Below are 22682 nucleotides of genomic sequence, written 5' to 3'. Positions count from 1 at the left end.
TCTGCCTCGCCTTAAATACCAATGGATAATTTTTTCACATTGCGACCACCATAATACCAATTCACGATAGCACGCGTATAAGTAATACTGGTCAGCATGGAAGTCAAAAGCCCGAGCGATAAAATTACCGCAAAGCCTCGAATAGGCCCGGTGCCAATTGCAAACAAGATGATTCCAACAATCAGAGTTGTCAGATTGGCATCCATAATTGTTGAAAACGCCCGGTCGTAACCCGCATAGACAGCAGCCTGTGGCGACATACCGTTTCGCAGTTCTTCCCGGATTCGCTCGTAGATTAATACGTTCGCATCGACAGCCATACCCACTGTCAGTACGAAAGCGGCAATACCCGGCAGGGTCAAAGTGGTACCTATCAATGATAGCAAGGCGCTTAAAAGGATGAGATTCAGAAACAGTGCGATATTGGCTACCAATCCGAAGAAATGGTAGTACACCAGCATCAGTATGAGAATCAATCCCATTCCCACTTCCAGGGAAACCAGGCCGCGTTTGATATTTTCCTTACCCAATGAAGGTCCTACAGTACGTTCTTCAACAGGATAAATGACCGCGGGTAAAGCGCCTGCTCTCAGTAAAAGGGCTAAATTACTGGCCTCTTTACTGTCTGTCAAGCCAGTGATCTGGAAATTGTTACCCAAGGCATTCTGAATTACCGGCGCACTGATTACCCGTTCTTCGCGGCGGTTAATTCGTTTGACAACGCCATCCACTGTTTGAGTCGATGTTTTGGTTTCGACATAAACAATCGCCATGCGTTTGCCAATATTTTCACGGGTAATCTTGGTGAACAGACTTTCGCCGCCGCCTCCCAACTGAATCTGCACAGAGGGACTTGCCGTTTGCTGATCAAAGCTGGAAACCGCAGAAGTAATTGAATCACCGCTTAAAACCACTTGGCGTTTCAGAAGAATAGGCTGGCCGTCCATCATATAGAGTTTACTATTAACCGGAATAGCACCGGTTTGCTTGGCGACCTGCGCATCATGCTCCTGGTCGACTAAATAGAATTGCAAAGTCGCAGTACCGCCAAGAATTTGCTTGGCTCTGGCTGCATCCTGAATTCCGGGAAGATCAACGGCCACGCGAGTAGCGCCCTGCTGCTGAACTACCGCCTCGCCTACTCCCAATTCATTGACTCGATTTCGCAAAATACTCATTGTCTGTTCGATAGTATTCTGGCGGATGCTGTTCAATTCGGTTGGAGACAATGCGACAGTTAAACCAAAACCCTCTTTTAATTTGTTAACGACAATCCCGGGTAGCTTGTCCTTAATTTCAGCAGATGCACTCTCGACTACATCAGCAGAACGGAAGCGTATGGTGACTCCAGTTTCTGGCTGATAGCGAATCCCGTTATAGCGAATGCCAGCTTCGCGTAAATTCTGGCCGATATTTTTCATCAGGCCTTCATAACGGCGCGCTATAACGCTATCAACATCCACTTCCAGTAAAAAATGAACCCCGCCTCTTAAATCCAGACCTTGCTTCATTGGCTCTGCACCAATTTTGCGAAGCCATTCAGGAGTCGCCGCTGCCAGGTTTAATGCAACTGTATAATCCGAACCGAGGCTGCTTTTAATCGCATCGCGAGCCAGTAATTGAGTATCGGTTGTTTTAAATCGAAGCTCTATACTATCCGTACCTATATTCATTGAACTATAGGGAAGATTGGCGTCCTTTAAAATGGTGTCAACCTGTTCAGCCAGTTGTTGTTCATCAACAGGCGATTGAGCAGTAATTTGTACAGCGGGATCTTCACTATATAAATTAGGAATGGCATAGATTAGCCCTAGCACCGCCAACACAACTAACGCAATATTTTTCCACAGTGGATATTTATTCTGCATTTCCGTTACCAGTTACCAAACTTATAGAGATTTAATTGTGCCTTTGGGCAAAATTGCATTCACTGCAGCTCGTTGCATCATGATTTCAACGCCATCTGCCAGACTAACCTTGATATATTGCTCATCAAGATTGACGACTTTTCCTACCAGGCCACCTGCAGTAATGATTTCATCGCCCTTTTTCAAGTTATTGATTAATTCACGTTGTTCTTTGGCCCGTTTATTCTGTGGACGTATCAGCATAAAATAAAAAAGGACAAAAATAGCAAGAATCATCACCAGAGAAAATGTGCCGTCTTGCTGCACGGCTTGCGTCTGTGCAGCCATCGCATCACTGATAAAAAAACTCATAAGCCTCTCCTCCAATTGACTTCATTTACACAACTCCGGCAGAAAGTGCCGGCAAATTAGCGTGACATCATATAGCGAATTGCTGCTAAGGTAAATGATGCAGGCAATAATGGATGTTATGTTGGATCAAAAATCGCTGGCAGAGCAAGGGAGTATGCTGTAGCAAGTGATGGAAATATGCCCGGGTCAGGCCTTGCTGGCAAGCCGAACAGCCGCAATGCTTATCAATCGGCTGATGATCCATGCGCCATATTTCATCCTGTAGATTGAGCACCTCCATCCCCGCATAGACCTTGCCAGATAAGGCATCAGCAGCAGGCTGATCGCTTTCCACAATATGCAGAGGCAAGCCTGCCAATTGCTGAAATTGCTGCCAGTTAAACGAGCCCATAAGATATAATGGCTGCTGGCTGTCCTGCACCAGACTGTAGAACGTTTTAAAACATTCTCCAGGCGAATAGGAACAAATACCGAATACTGGGTCAGCATCCGAATTGGAAATCAATTTAATATTGGCTGGTAAATCACGCCATAGAATTTCAAGTGAGCCTGCAGCTATTGGCAACACGAGAAAATCCGGATTTAGTTTTAAAATCAGTGCTGCCAATTCGGGCAATTCGATAGAGATTAATTGGCCGTCGTAGCGGGAACGAATCAGGCAATGAGTGTTTAGGATTCGCAGACTACCAAGATTTAAAACCCAGTCGCCGAACCAGCCGCAATAGGATCTCAAATCAAGATTATTGTCTTCAAAAAACGCCAGCCCTGGTTTCATCAGCAGCTCATCCAGATAAAAAGATAGTTGCCCCACCCCCGCAGACTTCCAGTTCGACATGCTCAGACAGTTGCCGGCAGATGTCGTTACGACAGGTATAAATTGTCCTGACATTTTAATTCCTCATGCATTTCTATAATAACAAAGTTGCATCGCCATAACTGTAAAACCGATAGCGCCTGGCAATCGCTTCTTCGTATAAAGCCATTGTCTGTTCTCTGCCAAGAAAGGCTGAGACCAGCATGAGTAAGGTGGACTCCGGTAGATGAAAATTAGTGATTAATCCGTCGCACACTTTAAATTGGTATCCCGGGTAAATAAAGATGTCAGTTTCGCCCTTGCAAGCTTTTAAATGCCCCTCGCTGGCAGCACTTTCCAGTGTGCGCATGGCCGTGGTTCCTACTGCAATCACGCGCCCGCCTCGCTGGCGGGTTTCGTTGACCGCTTCACAGACTGCCTCGCTTACCTCAAATTGTTCACGGTGCATTTTGTGGTCGCGAATATCGTCGCAACGTACGGGTCTGAAAGTTCCAGCCCCGACATGCAGGGTAACATTCATTAGACGAATCCCTTTCTCCTGTAGCTGGCTGATTACAAACTCATCAAAATGTAAACCCGCCGTTGGGGCTGCAACAGAGCCCTCATGTTTCGCATACACGGTCTGATAACGTTCCTCATCAGCCTGCTCATCTTCACGGGTAATGTAAAGCGGCAACGGAATATGCCCTACCTCCTGCAAAAGACAGTCTAAATCACCCAGCGAACGGCAAAGATAAAGATCATCAAGCTTATCCAGGATCTCTACCTGCCAGGCTTTTTCAAGTTGAATAAGGGATCTGTTTTTGGGTGTTTTACTCGCTTTAATATGAGCCAGAAATTGATTATCAGCCATTCGGCGTTCTATCAAAAACTCCACCTTGCCGCCAGTCGATTTTGTTCCAAAAAAACGGGCAGGAATTACTTTGGTATTATTCAGGACTAATAAGTCATTGGGCTCTAATAGCTCAGGCAGATTTTTAAACTGCTGATGCTGATAAGCGGCCTGCTTTCGATTGTAATAAAGCAAGCGTGAATCACTTCGATTGGGTAGGGGATATTGAGCGATCAACTCCTGGGGTAATTCAAAATAAAAATCCTGCTTTTTCATTGTACAACCTGAGAACTATATTGCCTGCATTATATACTGAATATCACTAAACAGACAGTATTATAAAGGCTAATTGCAGGCCAGGCACCTGTTAAATTGTTTTTTTTCCCAGCCTTGATTATTAATCGATATACCAGCATTTTTTTTCAATGTAAGTGTGTTAATATCCTACAAATTTTCGGTGTTTTGTAAAACTATGCTAAGTTTGCGTCAGATTTCACTATCGCGTGGCAATAAAGTTCTCATTGAGGATAGCTCAATCAGCTTGTTTGAAAAACAAAAGGTTGGCTTTATCGGCCATAACGGCTGTGGAAAATCTACTCTTTTCGCCTTAATTCTGGGCCAATTACAAGCCGATCAGGGCGATTGTATAATCAGTAATAATTTGCGTATCAGTCATCTTTCCCAACAGCTGCCAGATACTGATGAATCAGCACTGCAATTTGTTCTAAGCGGTGATGTTGATTACATGAACCTGTTGGAAAAGTTGAAGCGGGCAGAAGAGGAGGGCAATCATGAAGAGGTTTTGAGCTGTCATGAAACGCTGACTCAAACAGGCGGATACAGTAAGCCGGCGCTGGCGGCCAGCATTATGAATGGTCTTGGTTTTAGCGGCGAGGAACAGTCAAAACCAGTAAACAGTTTTTCCGGTGGTTGGCGCATGCGCCTCAGTCTGGCGCGCTGTCTGATGAAACCCGCTGATTTATTGCTTCTTGATGAACCTACAAACCATCTGGATATGGAAGCAATTTTCTGGCTTGAACGATGGTTGAAGCAGACACCAGGCAGTATTTTATTAATCTCACATGATCGTGAATTTCTCGATGCGTTAAGTACGCATATTCTTCATATTGAACAGCGTAAGATGACTTTGTATACCGGTAATTACAGCAGCTTCGAGAAAACAAGGGCCCTGCAACTCAGCCTTCTGCAGCAAATGTACGAAAAACAGCAACAGAAAATTAATCATATGATGGCTTTTGTGAATCGATTCAAAGCCAAAGCCACCAAAGCAAAACAGGCCCAAAGCAGGCTTAATGCGATTTCAAAGATGGAGGTTATCGCGCAAGCCCACGCTGACTCGCCTTTCTCTTTTAATTTTCTGCCAAGCCCTCGCGCCGGAAACCCTTTGATTGATTGCGAACAGGTGACTGCGGGTTATGACATCAATCAGCCTATTCTGAAAAAGTTTAATCTGATATTAAATCCTGGTGATCGCATTGCACTGATTGGTCCTAACGGGCAGGGAAAATCGACCCTGATTAAAACATTAACCGGCACTATAGCCCCGCTAAGCGGTCAGATTAACCGCTCGGCGCATCTGAAGATCGGCTATTATGCCCAGCATCAGCTTGAAGATCTTGATATACGTCTCTCCCCTTTAGAAACTATTCAACAGCTTTCTCCAGAAGTTCGGGAACAGGCTATTCGCGATTATTTAGGTGGATTCAATTTCATCGGTGATATGGCAACGAATCCAATTACCCATTTTTCCGGTGGTGAAAAAGCAAGACTGGCTTTAGCCAAACTGGTTTGGCAAAAGCCCAACTTATTGCTCCTGGATGAGCCGACAAACCATTTGGATCTTGGCATGCGAACCGCCATTGAAATTGCCCTGCAAAGTTATGAAGGAGCCTTAATACTGATTTCGCACGACCGTCATTTATTAAAAACGACGGTGAATGATTTTTATCTTGTCTACCAGCAAAAACTTCGTGTTTTCCAGGGAGACCTAGAGGATTACCATAATTGGCTGCTTAATCCCGAACCGTTAAAATCAAATACTGTCGATAACTCGGGAAACAATCAGTATCGGGAACGAAAATCGCTGCAAAATCGTCTGAAAAAACTGGAACAGTATATTGATGATTACCATGAACAGATAAAAACACTTGAACTGGAGTTAGGCGACCCATCGCTTTATGACGCCGCTCAGCAAGACAAACTACAGCAGCTTTTAAAGAAACAGGAAAAAGCTTCCGGAGAGTTGAAAAAAGCCGAAGAAGAATGGCTTGAGGTATCTGAACTCCTGGAGCAATTTTAACGCTTCTGGTATCCCCTTTTTGCAATCAGGACTGAAGTGGAGAGAATATGAAAGGCAAAGTACTTTTATCAGGTAAACTTCCTTCACTGGCAGCATCCCGTTCCGAAGAACAGCTGAAGGCTGCCATTCTGGCTATTCATAGCGATAATAAGCGATTTGAGTTCGCCGAATTTGAAAAGACAAGGCTTGCATTATTTCATGCCTTGCATAACATAGCGCCAATCGCCCCAGTAGTCAGCGACCTGAAACAATATCTCAATAGAATAAAAGAGCTCTATGCTCTTCTTTTTGATAATAATGCTTCAAATACCAAGTTTCTACAGGTTAAGCCTTCCAGCAGCAACTTTCTTGCCAAAAAAAGCCAATCCGAGCGCTCATTTACATCCGATATTAAATCTCTGTTACATCCTTTTCCTTCCAAAACGAAGATACCCATCCTGGTAGCTCAGCCTGCAAAAGAAGATCTCTCCAAATTAATCGAAATAATCAGAAGCCACCTTCTCCCGCTTCTGGTTTCACCCAGCCACCTGGCATTAATCCAGGAGGAAGAGATCAAAAAACAACTGCAATTCAAAGAACAGGCTGCTGATAAAGGCAAAGCAACTATTCATCACCCTTGTGTAATGATGTGTACCATTCTGGACCGTCTTATTTTATCTCTGGGTACCTATTGCTCGAATTTAGCCCCCATATCACCTCGCTCAAAGCCTGGGGCGAGACGATCGCAGGAAGAATGTACTCCTCTTCTTTTCAGCCTGCTGCAACGCCTGGCAAAGTTTTATAATGCCCCGCAAGCAACCGAATTTTCAGCGACAATCAATGGATTGGAAATACCTGCCCGAAGTATCCCTCAGGAAACAGCCTATCGTCTTCTCGGAATTGATGCCAGCGGTCGTGGACAACCCTGGATATTCACTAATGCGACACACTATGTCATACGTCTTGGCGATGTTTATTTCAAAACGGATAGGCCGGTTCCTCCTTTGGGATTTGGCAGAGAAGCTTTAATCCAGAGAATTTTCCATACCCTCTTCCCACAAGAGGCCCCCTTATTTCTAACCCCTTCGACGCTCCTTCGGCTTGAAAATGTGTTCATTCAAAAAAATACAAACGGCCAATCTGAAATCCTTCCTCCACGCTATATTCAGGCTAGCACTGCGGTAGAAGGTATTTCCTTAACGCATTGGCTTTTAATCAAGGAAATCACCGATATATTAAGGGCGCGGCACGGTATAGATATTTTGAAAAAAGCCATATATCACTGGATTGCAGGGACCTATATACGTGAAACAACAATCGCTGAGCTGTTTGTACGATTAATTGATAATCAGCGCAATATGGCTCCTGATGAGAGAATACTGCAATTTAAAAAGCTTCCGGGGCGCGAAAAGCTGGAATCATTGCAAGACTTGTTATCTGATCTTCCAGATACAATTAAAAATTTACCAGAACGACTGATAAAAGATGAAGGAGAATCGACTGTAATCAAAGCGTTTTCTTTTATCCTTAAATGGCCAACACTAACTGCTGGACGCAGCCTTGATGAGATTGTCCGATGGGTCTCTCTTCTCGCCAGATTGCCTGAGTTATTTTTGGACATAGATGATAAGGCATTAGCTGTATTAAAAGTTAATCCGCAAGAATTGAAGAGTAAAATATCGCAAATTGAGCAACAGTTATTCGCTCTTTGGAACTCACTCGATTTACAAAGCGCTTTGGCACTGGCAGCCGGCAGTCTTATTTTAGGTGCCGAAGATGGGAAAGCGGATAACTATCAGGTGTGCCTGCATCGGGATGATAAAGGCCAGTTACTTAACTGGTCTATTGTATTCATTGACATTGGCGCTCAGATGCTGGAACGAGGCGTGGTCGCTGAAAAATCAACCACAGCTTTGCAGGGAAATGTTAACGCAATTATCAAACATCGCGCAGGGATTAAATCCATTCTGTTTATGATTCCACCGATACAGTCTGCTCTCGTCAGTAAACTAGTCTTTAAAGACACAGCCGAAAATTTATTTCTTGAAACCATGCTTGCTGCCAAAGAGGCCAATAGGGTTTGTACAAATTTCATTAATCAGCAGCTCTATACTGAAGGCAAGGAATTAATCACTGACCAGATGATCCCCTTCCGTTTCACCGCAGAAGATCTTCCCTCCATTTACGAGGGCCTAAAAACTCTCATTCATTTTATTAAGTTCTACCCTAATGAAAGTTTCGAAAAGTTCTTTTATTATTTTGATCCCTTGCTGGCCACCTATTATTCAAAGATATATAAGGAAAACTGCCTAAGTCCTCTGCGAGCCTATTATCAAATGTATACCCTGTGCATGGAAGACATTATTCCTGCCAGCGAAGCGCTAATAAGTACAAATCCAGACTTTGCCAATGGCAATGAGGTGGAGAGCAATAGTTCCAGCTTCTTTACGAGACGTCGCAAAAACTCGACAACCACTGCGCCCCGTCTTATCAAACAGCCAAGCGGATCCAAACTGGAGGCCAATACGGCTCATAGCAGCCCGTCTCTGATACAGCAATCAAACAGCAGTTCATCGCCAAAAACACTAGGCCAGTTAATGACTTCAGAGCAAAGCTCTCGTATTGATGATCCAAAGACCTTGACTCTGGATGAAGCTTTCAAAGCGATGATTAAATTGTTTCCATGGCGGGAGGTAATGCAGGACCGAAAGACTCTTACTCATTGGCTGGCTATGATAGAAAAGATTCTTCCCGAGCCCATAAGTCTGGAGAATATTGTAGGAAATCCTGAGCTTGCAGCAAAAATAGCGAAAGAAATACAGAAGGAAAATGATGTGAGTTTTTCTCAGGGGCCCTCTGTTTAGTTAAGAAATGCTTATGCCTGGAATGAGATGATAATTTAAACCTGTCATTTCCGCAGTGCGTAAATACAGCCAGACAACCAAGCTGTTGTCTTTGCGAACAAAGTGAAGCAATCCAGATCTGAACTTGTACAAATAAAGGAACTGGATTGCTTCGCTAACGCTCGCAAAGACGATTTTTTGCACACCCATTTGGTTATTCAGCCCAAGTCTCTCAAATCAAGTCTTTTCCGCTTTTATAAGCGCTAGAAACTGCTTGGCCGCTTCCTGTTCCGCTTTCCGCCGGCTTGGGCCAAAGCCTTCAGTATGTATTTTATAGCCTTTGACTACACAGGATACATAGAAAAGTTGCTCATGCTCTTCACCCTTTATATGCAGCAAATTATACTCTGGCAAAGATTGCCTGCTTGCTTGCAGAAATTCCTGTAACTGAGTTTTGGAATCCTTAAGATTATCCTGCAATTCGCTTGAATCAAGACGACTGGCGAACAACTTAAGAATTAGCTGCTTACTGGCATCGATGCCACTGTCCAGATAAACTGCGGCAATGATTGCTTCTAATGCATCTGCAAGAATAGACGCTCTTCGGAATCCGCCGCTTTTGAGTTCACCCTGGCCGAGAATTAAAAAATCACCCAGCTCAAGCTCTACTGCAATTTCAGCCAGCATGTCACCTTTAACCAGATAGGCGCGCAGCCGGCTAAGCTGGCCCTCACTTTGCTGAGGAAATTTTTCAAAAAGCGCATCAGCTATTACAAAACTGAGAATAGAGTCACCAAGAAACTCAAAACGCTCATTATTAGTCTCATTACTCACACTGCAATGAGTTAATGCTTGTTTAAGTAAGGCGGGGTTGGCAAATCGATAGCCAAGCCGCCTGTACAATCGCTCTAAATCAATGCGGACCAACTTTTACCTCTTCTGATTCTTCAAAATCAAACATTAAACTGACATTGGCAATTAAAGGTTTGATAACCGTATATTTAAGTCGAACCAAATAATTCCCATCACTCGGCGTAATATTTATCTGTTCTGGTTTGATAAATCCAATGCTTTCCAAATCCAGCTGATTAATAAGTCTGCTTTTCAATACACTGACATTGGCCATAGGATCTGAACTAAATTGCGAGGGATCCAAATTATTTAATGAAGCCAGTGACCGTTTTATTTCGTAATTTTGTATATAGACTGGCACCACACGCATCACTAATATCCCCAGAAACACAATAATTACAACAGTTAATAGTAAACCAATAAGCGTCATTCCTTTCTGATTGTGCATATCTATCCTTAATTCATGGAACTTATTAATGGGATTAAGGGCTCCAGTTCGAAGGCAATGAGTCGGGAGCACCTACATATTATAATTCTAATTGACAAACCGTCCTATTTTAGACCACCGCAAACTGTCTGTTTTGCCATTCCAGCTCATCCACACCAAAAAGGCTTTGCCACGCAAATACTCATCAGACACAAACCCCCAGAAACGACTATCAGCACTATCGTCCCGATTGTCGCCCATCATAAAATATTGTCCTGCGGGAACGGTCACTTCAAAATCAGTTGCCGCCACATCAGGGCGAATAAATATATCGTGATTTACACCGTTTAAGTTTTCCTGGTATTTCGCTACAGCCTTTCCAGAACTCTCATCGGTAGTATATTCGACAAAGGACTGCTTCATTAGCTTGCCGTTAATCGTTAACACTTTGTTATGGTAGCTAATTGTATCGCCCGGAACACCAATCACACGCTTGATGTAGTCAAAGCCAGGATTGGGAGGCCAGCGAAAAACCGCAATTTCACCGGTTTTCGGATTTGAAACAGGAATGACTTTCTTTTCCCACACAGGTATGCGAAGTCCATAAGCAAACTTGTTAACGGCAAGAAAGTCGCCCACCAGCAATGTGGGCTCCAAGGAACCGGAGGGAATGCGAAATGGCTCGACTAAAAATGAGCGCAGTAACAGAACAATAAAAAAAACAGGAAAAAAAGAGCGTGAATACTCAATTATCTTATTGGGCTTTTCTCCCGCCGAGCGTTTTTTTTGCCAAAACAAAATATCCAGCAAATAAATCAAGCCACTGATGAGAGAAAGTACAACCAGCAACAATGCAAAATTCATAGTTCAGTTCCTGCGAGATAGCTACATTTAAGGAATTATTTTTTCCTGTCCGTTTGAAATACTGCCATGAATGCTTCCTGGGGAATTTCCACATGACCGACCTGTTTCATACGCTTTTTACCTGCCTTTTGCTTTTCCAGCAGTTTGCGCTTACGAGACACGTCCCCACCATAACATTTAGCAGTCACATTCTTTCTCAAAGCCTTGACTGTCTGGCGGGCAATAATATGATTACCCAGAGCAGCCTGAATTGCCACATCAAACATTTGTCTTGGAATCAACTCCCGCATTTTTTCAGCCAGGGCTTTTCCTCGGCTGTAAGCAGCACTGCGATGCACAATAACGGCCAGGGCATCCACCCGCTCGCCATTAATCATGACATCCATCTTAACGAGGTCGGCCGGCTCGAATCTGAGAAAATTGTAATCCAGCGAAGCATAACCACGGCTAACGGATTTCAAGCGGTCAAAAAAGTCGGAAACTACTTCACTCATCGGTATGTCATAAGTTACCGAAACCTGACGCCCGCTATACATCATAGTAACCTGAACACCGCGACGTTCGACACAAAGCGTTATCACCTGCCCCAGATAATCCTGAGGGACCAGAATATTTGCTCTGACGATGGGTTCATACATTTGCTTGACCTGGGGAGAAGCTGGCAACTGGGATGGATTATCAATCATCACCGTTTCACCCTTGGTCGTTTCTACTTTATAAACCACGGTCGGGGCTGTTGAAATTAAATCAAGATTATATTCACGCTCCAGACGCTCCTGAATAATCTCCATATGAAGCATGCCAAGGAACCCACAACGAAATCCAAAGCCAAGCGCTTCAGAGGACTCAGGTTCATAAAAGAGGGAGGCATCATTCAGACTCAGCTTGGCAAGTGCTTCGCGAAAGGCCTCAAAATCATCGGCGCTGATCGGAAAAAGCCCGGCATAAACCTGCGGCTTCACGCGCTGGAACCCAGGCAAAGGTTCTATCGCCGCATTCTTTTCCAAAGTTAAGGTATCCCCTACAGGTGCGCCTTGAATTTCTTTAATTCCAGCGACTACGTAACCTACCTCACCAGCCTGCAGCACATCCACCTTGGTGCGTTTAGGTGTGAAAATACCTACCTGATCTACTTCATAGCTGCGCCCGGTTGACATAATTTTCAGCTTATCGCCCTTGCGTAAGCTTCCATTGACGATTCGCACCAAAGATACCACACCAAGATAACTGTCAAACCAGGAGTCAATGATCAAGGCTTGCAGAGGTGCATCGATCTCGCCAGTGGGAGGCGGTATATGATTGACAAGCGCTTCCAGAACCTCTTCCACGCCCAGGCCGCTTTTGGCACTGGCATGAATGGCATGATGAGCTTCCAGACCAATAATATCTTCAATTTCTGCAATAACACGTTCCGGCTCAGCCTGAGGCAAGTCTATTTTATTCAAAACCGGCAAAACTTCGAGTTCCTGATCAATAGCGGTATAACAGACGGCAACCGTCTGAGCCTCAACCCCCTGTGCTGCGTCGACCACCAGGATCGCGCCTTCACAGGCGGCCAGTGATCGTGATACCTCATAACTGAAGTCGACATGGCCCGGCGTGTCAATGAAGTTGAGCAGATAGGTTTTGCCGTCGCGCGCCTTGTAATTCAGCGACACACTCTGCGCCTTGATAGTAATGCCGCGCTCACGCTCGATATCCATCGAGTCAAGCACTTGTTCTGCCATTTCACGGTCGCTAAGTCCGCCGCAAATTTGAATAAATCGATCAGCAAGGGTTGATTTACCATGATCGATATGGGCAATAATTGAGAAATTACGAATTCGGGATAGGTCGCTCAACTCTAAAAACCTGTTGCTAAAAGCGCTTATTCTAGCTTAATAATCACTGAGCAGAAAGCTTTTAATGTAATGACCTGTAAAAACTATCATACCGAAGTCTGGCAAGTACCTCAGATAACCGCACCAGTCCTCTTCACAATAGCCGTTTACTTGACTACAATGGGTCATTTTGTTCAACCGACAGGACATCCGATGCGACGACTCATTGCAATTGGTTTTGCTTTCTTCACCATTTTTTATTCTTCTTTTGGTCTCGCCGACGCCAGTTTCACCCAAAGAAAAGACGTCAAAGCGTTTATTGATACGATGGTAAAAAAACACAATTTTGACAAAATTGAACTACTCGCGGTAATGAGCGATGTCAAACTGCAACCTCAGATTATCGAATCAATGGAAAAACCATATGAGAAGAAAACCTGGGATGTGTATAAACAATTATTCTTAACGCCCCAGCGTGTTGAAGGCGGTATTGATTTCTGGAGAAAAAACCAGAAAGCCTTGAATAAGGCTGAGGCAAAATATCATGTGCCGGCCAATATTATCGTTGCAATCATCGGTATTGAGACTTTATACGGTAAAAACCAGGGCAATTACCGCGTTCTCGATGCACTATCAACCTTAGCCTTTGATTATCCAAAACGCTCTGAGTTTTTTACCAAAGAGCTTGGCGAATATCTGCTGCTTTGCCGTGAACACCACGTTTCCCCTACTCAATACATGGGCTCTTATGCCGGTGCGATGGGTAAACCGCAGTTTATGCCCAGCAGCTACCGTTATTACGCCGCAGACTTCACTGGCAATCCCAAAAAAGATCTGATGAATGATGATGATGCTGTAATTGCCAGTGTTGCCAATTATTTTCACAAACACGGATGGACTTTTAATCAGGGAATCGCTCAGCCGGCCCAAATTACCGGTTCAGCCTACAAACGTATTAATACCTCTTATAAAACAGCTGTATACAAAACCAGTCAATTACGGGCGGCGGGAATTAAGCCGGTAACCGCTTCATTCCATGTACCGAAAAAAGCAGGCCTTATCGAGCTGACTACCCAGGAAGGTCCGGAATACTGGTTAGCTTATCCTAACTTTTATGTGATAACCCGCTATAATAGTAGCCCGCAGTATGCACTGGCCGTTTATTTGTTAGCACAGCAATTGAAAAATCAGTGGGCTGAGGCAAATGTTACCAAACAATATGCCTACGCCTAAAGCTAATTGAGTAGAAGGATTTACATTTGGCAACCTGTTTTGTTTTTATCAAGTCTCTGACTGACGACAGCTTCTTATCAGTAAGCCTGGATCAGAACCAACAGGTTGTTCAGCCTTTAGCAAAACGAAAGGCTGAAGAACTCAGGCAGATTCAAACCAATAATCGTACCTGCATTGTGGTTTCTGGCGAACACTTTGCCTTCCACCGCCTTGAACTGCCCTGGCTGGGAGAAAAAAAAGCCCGTATTGCTATCCCCTACGCGCTTGAAGACAAGTTCGCAGAAAATGTGGATGAACTTCATTTCGCGTTTAATCGCCAATATTACCAACAGGGCCAATATCTTATCGCAGCCTGCAAAAAAGAGTTTTTGCAGCAACTGCTTCTACTCCTCAAAGACAATGACATTCACCTGGATATTCTCACTGTCGATTGGTTCGCTCTCGAGAATAAAGAGATTTGTGTCGCAGAAGATAGTTTGATTATTCATGATGAGACCTTCTGCGGAGTGTTAAACCCGCCGCTTACTGATTTATTCCTGAAAAAAGCAAGCCCGGAACATCGACTATTCCTTTTTAAGGAAAGCATGGCCCTTCCTGAGCATTTAGTGGCCCAAATAATTCATGAAGAGAATTTATATCTCTGGCTGGCAAAACGTCTTCTGGTTGGTCATCCTATGAATATGGCACAGGGTCAATTTCTGGCAAGCAGCGAAACTAAGGGAAAGAAACGCTGGATAGCCGCGGCAGTTGCGATGGCCGTCTTGTGGTTGTTTAGCAATCTTTCTGGCACAATATGGCAAAATTATCGCCTCAATCAGCAAATAGAAGAAACAGACAAGCAAATTGCAGTCATTTATAAGCAGTTTTTCCCTCAGGCGCAACAAGTTATTAGCCCGAGATTTCGTATTGAGCAATTGTTAAAAACTAAAGGGAATGACAGCGAGAATCCCTTCTGGGTTTTGCTAAATCAGCTCTCGAAAACACTTGATTCAACCGATGTGGCTGTTGAACAACTCCGTTATCAGAATCATATTTTGCAGGTGACTGTGATTGGTAAGGATTTCGCAAGCGTTGAAAAGGTAGAGAATCAGTTACAAAAACTGAATGTCAAGGTAAAGCAAACGCAGGCATCAACCAGAGAGCAGCAAGTCGCCAGTACCCTGGAGCTTAGCTTATGATGAATTTCTGGCAAAATTTAAGTGAACGGGATCGTCTGACTCTAAGTATTGGTCTTATGTTCACCATTGCGTATCTCTTTTATTTACTGATTTACTCCCCGCTAAATACCGCTGTAGTCAGTAAAACCAATCAATTACAGGATAAACAAAAAACACTTGTCTGGATGAAGCAAATTAATCAGCGTCCTCTTAACAGGAAAGAACCGGAAATGATTAATAACGGGCGATTATTGTCGATCATCTCAACGCAATTAAGTAATACTCCTTTCAAAACATTCGCTTATCAACTGCAGCAAACAGGTCCCGGGGATATACAGATTAGTTATGAAAAAGTGCCTTACACACAATTTTTACAATGGCTATGGCAATTGAATACCGATTATGCGGTCATCTTAAAGCAACTTTCGATGGATAAAACAGAGACGGCAGGCGTGGTGAAGCTGACGATCACTCTTTCGGCAAAATAAGCGGGTAGGAATTTCCCTTGCAGATCAACCCTCACCCTCTCCCAAACTTGGGAGAGGGGATTTTTCTCTATTCTGCTGCTCCCTGAACACTTCCCCAGTTCCTGACCCCCGCCCCTTGCTTTACACTCTCAGGCAGAGCATTCAAAGCTTTCTCGGCTTCTTCCTGGGTATTATAGGTTCCATAAACCCCTTTGTAGTAAGTTTTTCCATCTCGATAGTATTTAATTTGAGCAGTCCGATCGTTTTTAGGTGTCTTATATAATTTACCAGCCACCTGAGAGGCTTTTTCACCATCAGCAATTTCTATAGTGTAACCTTGGGGATTTTGATTATTAACCCAGTTTCTATCCTGATCTTTATGAGACACAGGCCGGTTATTGCCTCCAGTATAATAAGAATCTGGAACGGTAGCCTGGCTTGGTGGATAATAACCCTGATTATTGCCGTAATTGCCATAATCAACCGACCCCACCCCGTGCCCGTAGTATTGCATATTGTCGTAGGTATACGTTTCATAAGTGGAATAGCTGGTACTAGGACTCGTTGCACAAGAAGACAAATGGACTACCACTATCGCTATTGCAGCTATTTTCAAGGTATTCATGCAGGCTCCTTTTTTATTCTTATTGGAGTTTCATACCCTTGTTAGCTGCAGTTTTAAAAAAAACTTTAGTTATTTCTGATACCATGATGAAATAATACCCCTATTAGTATCGAGGTTATTACCCATGTGGACTCATAGACGCTCTGGCCTAAATCACCAACGCGGCGTTCAGGATCATCGCAGCCCCTATGAACGCGACCAAACGCGTGTCATTCATTGCCCCGCTTTTCGACGTTTACAGCGAAAAACACAGATTCTGGGAACTGATGAAGGCGATTTCCATCGCACTCGGCTCACCCATTCACTTGAAGTGGCGTCCATTGGCAGAAGCATCGCACGAAATCTTATTGTGAATCATCAGGAGAGTATTCTCTCAGGTTTACTTCCCAGTGAAGATTTAATCAGCAGCATCTGTTTATTACATGATATCGGCCACCCTCCTTTCGGTCATGGAGGTGAGGTCGCATTAAATTATATGATGCGTGAACATGGCGGTTTTGAGGGTAATGGCCAGACACTGCGGCTTTTAACCAAACTGGAAAACAGCTATGGCGCCTACGGACTTGATTTAACGCGGCGCACTTTACTAGGGATTCTGAAGTACCCAGTTCCCAGAAGCAGAGTGATTGCCCTTGGAAAACTCGAAGCTGTTAACACCCTGCATAAAACGATTCGAATCAATGACTGGCTCCCTCCCAAGGCTTATTTTAACTGTGAGCAGGCAGAAGTCGACTGGTTACTGGCGCCATTTAGCGAAGGCGATCGATCACTTTTTCAATCGCTTCGTAAACCTCCAGCACAAAACGAACATGGAAGATCCGCCTTTCATAGCTTTGATTGTTCCATCATGGATGTCGCTGATGATATCGGATATGGAGTACATGATCTGGAGGATGCAATTCACTTGCGCCTGATCACGCGTGACAAAATCGATTGTCCCGGTTTTCATAACCTGGTGGACGGCACGCCACTTGGACAGCAGCGCAATGCCCTGCTTAACCATTTATTCTCAAGCCAGCTTTTCGAGCGCAAGCAGGCCATCGGTGAAATGGTTAACTATCTGATTACAGCCACTCAGATTGAAACCACTGACGCCAATTTTGAAAACCCTTTATTAAAATATAATATTAATCTGTTACCTGAAGCCGGCCGTTTGCTTGACTATCTGAAAAATTGCGTTTACCAGCACGTCATTGATTCTCAGGAAGCCAGAACCTTTGAGTATGGCGGGCAAACGGTAGTTCTTCGGCTGTTTGAGGCCATCAGCTCAAATCCGACCAGTTTACTAGACACCAAAAATCGACAGCTTTACAACGAAGCCTCTTCAGACGATGAAGCGATGCGTGTAGTCTGTGACTATATTGCCAATATGACGGATGAATACGCCTACCGCATGCATGAGCGCTTATTCGGATTTAATACGCGTACAATCTTTGAACGGCTTTAGGATTAGAAAAAACACTCCTTGCTTCTACGTCCCTCTCCGAAGGGATCCAGAAGACTCATAGGGAAATACCGGTTGTTAATTTTCTCTTAAGAATCCTATCATAAATCCTTAATAATTAAGTATTAGAATAATTATTAGTAGCCAATGTTGAGAGGATATATGACTAAAAAAGTGGCTTTAGTGGATATTGATGGTTGCCTCGTTCAGAATGGTAAACTTAACAAGGCGTTGGCCGAAAGATTAAAAAATCACGATCAAATTATTCTATTCACTCAACGCAGTCGATTCTTGCAAATTACTCAGTTGCCAGCCCATATTCTTAATCCAGTGCCTGGGCATGATATTGATAGTACTTGCGATGCTGTGAAGCAGCTAACTGAATATCTGGGAAAGAAAGTATTAGTTTCGACCTCGGTTGACCTGTATTTTGGAAATCCTACCGAATACTATAATAACGTTCTGGCTGATTTTGAAACTCGCCTTGCTGACGATCTACGCAAAAATGATATCGAGTTTAATATGGCTGGTTTTAATGATGAAGTGAGAGAAGAATGCTCAATAATAAAGCAGGCCTTAAATATTCCAGATGATCTAAATGTTTCCCCTAGCTCCTACTATCCAGAAGGAAAAACAGACCAGTATAAACATTTGGTTGAAGGTCTTTCAGTATTACTAGACACCGATGAACAAATTGAAATCGACTACTTCGATGATCGACCTGAGAACTTCAAGGAGATTCTCAGAGAACAAAACTTATCGATAAGACCAAATTGCCAATTAGTATTACCTTCCTATATCGTACCCTTTGATACTTATAAACAACATTTTTCTGTTCCTGAAAATGAGAAAGCCAATACAGTCAATCTTGTTCACCGATTAGACACCATTCAAAATCTTAAACAATATAAAATTAATAGAGACTTGGAACAACAGCAACAGAAAAGCGATTTTCATGGAAAATGGGCTAGCTTTTTTAAGCGAGATCATGCGAATGCAAATATCAAAATTAGCGCCGCCAATAAAGCCATTGCGATTTTAAGTGGTGGGGAAGGTATAGATATCAGCCTCAATGAATTAAAAGCGCTTAAAGACAAGCGTCTGCAAGTTGCACTTGGCGAATTTATTACAGAAATTGAAGATTACTATAATGCATCTCAGGATAGTTCCAAAAAATTAAGCCAATAATTTTCCCGTCCAACTCTTGGGCCGGCCTGTAACGGCTTGTTGATAAACAGGGACTGGCTTTCCGGGGGTTCCGAGGTCTCCGGAAACCTTAAATATCAACGACTCGTGGACTAAGAGTTGGTTTTTTATACATTTTTCCAATTCAGACTATACTACTATAAAAACATAATGGGATTTATCGAACGATTCCGTTTCGTGCTATCTCGCTTTCAATAAGGACCATAACGTGTTAAATCATTGGAAAGATGAATTAAATCAACAGGTTCTCAAACAATTTGGACATAAAAAAGGTGAGTTGATTTCTAAAAAATACTATAACGCCTTTCCCCTGACTTATTCAGCACAAAATCAAATTTCCGCTGCCTTGCAGGACATTGATTATATTGAAAAGTTATCGGATGAACATCGCTTGCAGATCAACCTCTATGAGCAGGAAGGCGATGTATTCCCTCTCCATCTGAAGCTATACCAGTATCAAGCCTTTATCCCATTATCTGACATCCTTCCCATGCTGGAAAACATGGGTTTGCATACTCAGCGTGAAAACCCTTATCAGCTTATGCTGGATGGAAAGCACTCGGTGTGGATTAATGATTTTGTCATCAATTATACTAATCCTCAATGTCTGGACATTCATGAAGTGGAAGGCAATTTTGAGGAAGCCTTCATCAAAATCTGCAATGGTGAATGCGAGAATGATGGATTTAACAAATTGGTGCTGACTGCCGGGCTTAACTGGCGGGAAATTACCATTATTCGCAGCTATGCCAAATATATGCAGCAAATGGGCATTCGATTTAGCCCTGCTTATATTGAAAAGACTGTAGAAAATAATGCACTGCTGGCCAGAGATCTGGTGAACCTTTTTAAATTGAAATTTGCTCTTAAACAAAACTCATCGACAAAAAAACAGCTGAAAGAATTAAAAAATAAAATTAAAGCGGAGCTTGAAGCGATAACAAGTCTCGACGAAGACCGAATCATGCGTCTGTATTGGCATTTAATAAAAGCAAGCCTGAGAACTAATTATTTTCAAACTACGTCAGATGGGAAAGCAAAAGAGTACCTCTCAATTAAATTACATTCCACAGAAATTCCAGACTTGCCTTTACCCAAACCGCTTTATGAAATTTTTGTGTATTCCCCCCGTTTTGAAGGCATCCATTTACGCAGTGCCAAAGTAGCACGCGGGGGATTGCGCTGGTCCGATCGAAGGGAAGATTTCAGAACCGAGATCCTGGGATTGATGAAGGCTCAGGTGGTAAAAAATTCTGTAATTATTCCCTCTGGGGCCAAAGGCGGTTTTGTTTTAAAAATGGTTCCGCCAGGAGTCAGCCGTGAAATCCTGTTAAAGGAGGTCATATTCTGCTACCAGTCTTTCATTCGCGGTCTGTTGGATTTAACTGATAATCTGGTGAATGATCAATGTGTGTCCCCAGCAAACACCACCTGTTATGATGATAATGATCCCTATCTGGTTGTCGCTGCTGACAAGGGTACTGCCAGTTTTTCCGATATAGCCAATGGAATTTCAGCCGAATATGGTTTCTGGCTGGGAGATGCGTTTGCTTCAGGCGGTTCTTCTGGTTATGACCATAAAAAAATCGGGATTACCGCACGAGGTGCCTGGGAATCAGTTAAGCGTCATTTTAGAGAGTTAGATATCAATATTGAGAACCAGGACTTCACTGTTGTCGGAGTTGGCGATATGAGCGGGGATGTATTCGGGAATGGTATGATTTATACCCCCCATATTCGGCTGATCGCCGCTTTTGATCATCGTCATATCTTTCTGGATCCCAATCCAGATGCCATTATTTCCTATGAGGAGCGGGTACGGCTTTTCAACTTACCTTTATCCAGCTGGGAAGATTATAATCCTCAACTCATCTCTACCGGCGGCGGTGTGTTCAGACGGTCTGTAAAATCGATAGTATTAAGCCCTGAGGTAAAAGAAGCCCTGGGTACGCAAAAAAATGCCATGACACCGAATGAGCTGATTCAGGCTATTTTACGCGCTCCAGTTGATTTATTATTTAACGGCGGAATCGGAACATATGTCAAGGCAAGCAGCGAATCGCATGCAGACGTTGGCGATAAAACCAATGAATTTTGCCGTGTTAATGGCAATGAGTTACGCTGCCGGGTGGTCGGTGAAGGCGGTAATTTAGGCTGTACCCAATTAGGGCGTATCGAATATGCTCTTCAGGGAGGATTAATCAATACTGATTTTATTGACAATGCTGCCGGGGTGAATTGTTCCGACCATGAGGTAAATATAAAAATTTTACTGGACAAAGAAATACAAAAAGGTCATCTGACTGAAAAAAAACGGAATCAGCTATTAGTTAAAATGACTGATGAAGTAGCAGAACTGGTACTAAATGATAATTATAGTCAGGCTTTAATTATGAGTATCTCGTCTCTGAGTGCTCAGCGATACGGCAGTCTTTACCAGGCCTATATTAAAGAATTGGAAAGCTCGGGATTATTGAACCGGGCCAATGAGTATTTACCCGATGACAAAAAAATGGTTGAACGTAAGGCAGCAGGCCAGTGTTTAACCAGGCCAGAGCTGGCAGTTCTATTGGCTTATTCCAAAATCCATCTAACCCAGGAATTACTTAAATCAGAAATATCCGATGATCCCTATTTTATTCATTGCCTGGAATCAGCCTTCCCTGCCCGTCTGGCTAAATTATACCCGCAGTCAATGTGCGAACATCGTCTGCGACGGGAGATTGTGGCCACTCAGCTCAGCAATCAAATTGTCAATGTTGCCGGTATGACTTTTATATACCGCATGTCCGTTGAAACCGGGGCTTCTATTCCTAACATTGCCCGAGCCTATTCTGTTTCTGCAAGTATTTATGACACTCACAATCTGCAATATCTGATTGATTCGACCAATTTCAAAATTCCTGTTCAAACTCAATATGATTTAATGCACCAAATCAGGCAGTTGCTTAATCTTTCAACTCACTGGTTTTTGAGAAATAACCGCCTCAATGGCGACATACACCAGATTATTGAGCACTATGGTAGTTCTATTAAAAAACTCGAATCATTAATCCCTACACTGATAGTCGGCGTTACCAAAGACTATATGCAAAAAATCGTGAATCAATTTGTTGAAGCCGGACTTGCCGCCGATATGGCACAAAAAATTGCAATTGCCAGACCACTTTATACCGCATTGAATGTCATTGAAGTCTCTACTCAGAATAAACTTAACCTGACTAAAACAGCCGAAGTCTATTTTCAGATTGGCGGACGATTTAATTTAGTCTGGTTCAGGGATCAGATCGCCAGTGATGGACGAGAGGGTCACTGGAACACAATGGCCAGGCTTTCTTTGCGCGACGAGCTGGATTCCCTGCAACGCAGTCTGGCGATTGCTATCTTACAAAGTAATATCAAGGAAAATAATGCGAGTAAACTGATTGACAGCTGGCTGGAAGCAAACACAGATATTCAAAAGCGTTGGGATATGCTGCTGGGAATGCTTCATGGAAGTACCAGTCTTGATTACACAATGTTTTTCATTGCATTAAGAGAATTATCTGATTTGTTACGAACTAGTTAAAATCCACCATTT

General features: G+C 43.3%; 17 protein-coding genes. 8 read left to right on the top strand and 9 right to left on the bottom strand.

The window, feature by feature from the left end; genetic code table 11:
• Nucleotides 1-11 precede the first annotated feature (11 nt).
• From secD to queA, 4 genes are all read right to left on the bottom strand, one after another.
• Nucleotides 12-1868 (bottom strand): protein translocase subunit SecD, encoded by a 1857-nt coding sequence (gene secD / locus DYH61_RS04365; protein ID WP_058508867.1) that lies wholly within the window; start codon nucleotides 1866-1868, stop codon nucleotides 12-14.
• Between the two features lie 21 nt (nucleotides 1869-1889).
• Entirely contained in the window at nucleotides 1890-2219 is a 330-nt protein-coding gene (gene yajC, locus DYH61_RS04360) for a preprotein translocase subunit YajC (RefSeq protein WP_058508868.1), read from the bottom strand.
• An 85-nt stretch (nucleotides 2220-2304) separates the two neighbouring features.
• On the bottom strand, nucleotides 2305-3108 hold the full coding sequence (locus DYH61_RS04355; protein WP_058508869.1) for a tRNA-guanine transglycosylase: 804 nt from the start codon (nucleotides 3106-3108) through the stop codon (nucleotides 2305-2307).
• A gap of 19 nt (nucleotides 3109-3127) precedes the next feature.
• Nucleotides 3128-4141 (bottom strand): tRNA preQ1(34) S-adenosylmethionine ribosyltransferase-isomerase QueA, encoded by a 1014-nt coding sequence (gene queA / locus DYH61_RS04350; RefSeq protein WP_058508870.1) that lies wholly within the window; start codon nucleotides 4139-4141, stop codon nucleotides 3128-3130.
• Nucleotides 4142-4337: 196 nt separating this feature from the next.
• On the opposite strand from queA, the gene DYH61_RS04345 reads away from it, so the two are divergent.
• Nucleotides 4338-6185: an ABC-F family ATP-binding cassette domain-containing protein gene (locus tag DYH61_RS04345; RefSeq protein ID WP_058508871.1), complete on the top strand. Its 1848-nt coding sequence runs from the start codon at nucleotides 4338-4340 to the stop codon at nucleotides 6183-6185.
• Nucleotides 6186-6232: 47 nt separating this feature from the next.
• Nucleotides 6233-9028: a hypothetical protein gene (locus tag DYH61_RS04340; protein ID WP_058508872.1), complete on the top strand. Its 2796-nt coding sequence runs from the start codon at nucleotides 6233-6235 to the stop codon at nucleotides 9026-9028.
• Nucleotides 9029-9244: 216 nt separating this feature from the next.
• Here DYH61_RS04340 and rnc read toward each other — a convergent pair whose 3' ends face one another.
• The 4 genes from rnc to lepA all read right to left on the bottom strand — a co-directional run bounded on the left by rnc (nucleotide 9245) and on the right by lepA (nucleotide 12991).
• Complete coding sequence (gene rnc, locus DYH61_RS04330; RefSeq protein ID WP_058508874.1) at nucleotides 9245-9934, bottom strand: ribonuclease III; 690 nt, start codon at nucleotides 9932-9934, stop codon at nucleotides 9245-9247.
• Nucleotides 9921-10307, bottom strand: coding sequence for a DUF4845 domain-containing protein (locus DYH61_RS04325; protein ID WP_058508875.1), 387 nt, complete (start codon nucleotides 10305-10307; stop codon nucleotides 9921-9923). Before DYH61_RS04325 ends, rnc begins: the two co-directional genes overlap by 14 nt.
• Nucleotides 10308-10394: 87 nt before the next feature.
• On the bottom strand, nucleotides 10395-11150 hold the full coding sequence (lepB, locus tag DYH61_RS04320; RefSeq protein WP_058508876.1) for a signal peptidase I: 756 nt from the start codon (nucleotides 11148-11150) through the stop codon (nucleotides 10395-10397).
• A 35-nt stretch (nucleotides 11151-11185) separates the two neighbouring features.
• Entirely contained in the window at nucleotides 11186-12991 is a 1806-nt protein-coding gene (gene lepA, locus DYH61_RS04315; RefSeq protein WP_058508877.1) for a translation elongation factor 4, read from the bottom strand.
• Nucleotides 12992-13183: 192 nt separating this feature from the next.
• On the opposite strand from lepA, the gene mltB reads away from it, so the two are divergent.
• Genes mltB through gspM form a run of 3 tightly spaced genes read left to right on the top strand, consistent with a single transcriptional unit; the run spans nucleotide 13184 to nucleotide 15848 of the window.
• Entirely contained in the window at nucleotides 13184-14203 is a 1020-nt protein-coding gene (gene mltB / locus DYH61_RS04310) for a lytic murein transglycosylase B (protein ID WP_058508878.1), read from the top strand.
• Nucleotides 14204-14229: 26 nt separating this feature from the next.
• Nucleotides 14230-15381: a type II secretion system protein GspL gene (gene gspL, locus DYH61_RS04305; protein WP_058508879.1), complete on the top strand. Its 1152-nt coding sequence runs from the start codon at nucleotides 14230-14232 to the stop codon at nucleotides 15379-15381.
• Entirely contained in the window at nucleotides 15378-15848 is a 471-nt protein-coding gene (gspM, locus tag DYH61_RS04300) for a type II secretion system protein GspM (RefSeq protein ID WP_058508880.1), read from the top strand. Before gspL ends, gspM begins: the two co-directional genes overlap by 4 nt.
• A gap of 67 nt (nucleotides 15849-15915) precedes the next feature.
• On the opposite strand, the gene DYH61_RS04295 is transcribed toward gspM, so the two are convergent.
• Complete coding sequence (locus tag DYH61_RS04295) at nucleotides 15916-16452, bottom strand: SPOR domain-containing protein (RefSeq protein ID WP_058508881.1); 537 nt, start codon at nucleotides 16450-16452, stop codon at nucleotides 15916-15918.
• Between the two features lie 124 nt (nucleotides 16453-16576).
• Between DYH61_RS04295 and DYH61_RS04290 the strand changes: the two genes are divergently transcribed.
• The 3 genes from DYH61_RS04290 to DYH61_RS04280 all read left to right on the top strand — a co-directional run bounded on the left by DYH61_RS04290 (nucleotide 16577) and on the right by DYH61_RS04280 (nucleotide 22670).
• Entirely contained in the window at nucleotides 16577-17899 is a 1323-nt protein-coding gene (locus tag DYH61_RS04290; RefSeq protein ID WP_058508882.1) for an anti-phage deoxyguanosine triphosphatase, read from the top strand.
• A 159-nt stretch (nucleotides 17900-18058) separates the two neighbouring features.
• A complete protein-coding gene (locus DYH61_RS04285; protein WP_058508883.1) occupies nucleotides 18059-19084 on the top strand; it encodes a hypothetical protein in 1026 nt (341 codons plus the stop codon).
• Between the two features lie 226 nt (nucleotides 19085-19310).
• Nucleotides 19311-22670 (top strand): NAD-glutamate dehydrogenase, encoded by a 3360-nt coding sequence (locus DYH61_RS04280; RefSeq protein ID WP_058508884.1) that lies wholly within the window; start codon nucleotides 19311-19313, stop codon nucleotides 22668-22670.
• Nucleotides 22671-22682: the final 12 nt, after the last annotated feature.

This window comes from Legionella quinlivanii (assembly GCF_900461555.1).
In the GTDB taxonomy this organism is placed as follows: Bacteria; Pseudomonadota; Gammaproteobacteria; order Legionellales; family Legionellaceae; genus Legionella_C; species Legionella_C quinlivanii.
This window is presented reverse-complemented; position numbering and strand designations above follow the sequence as displayed.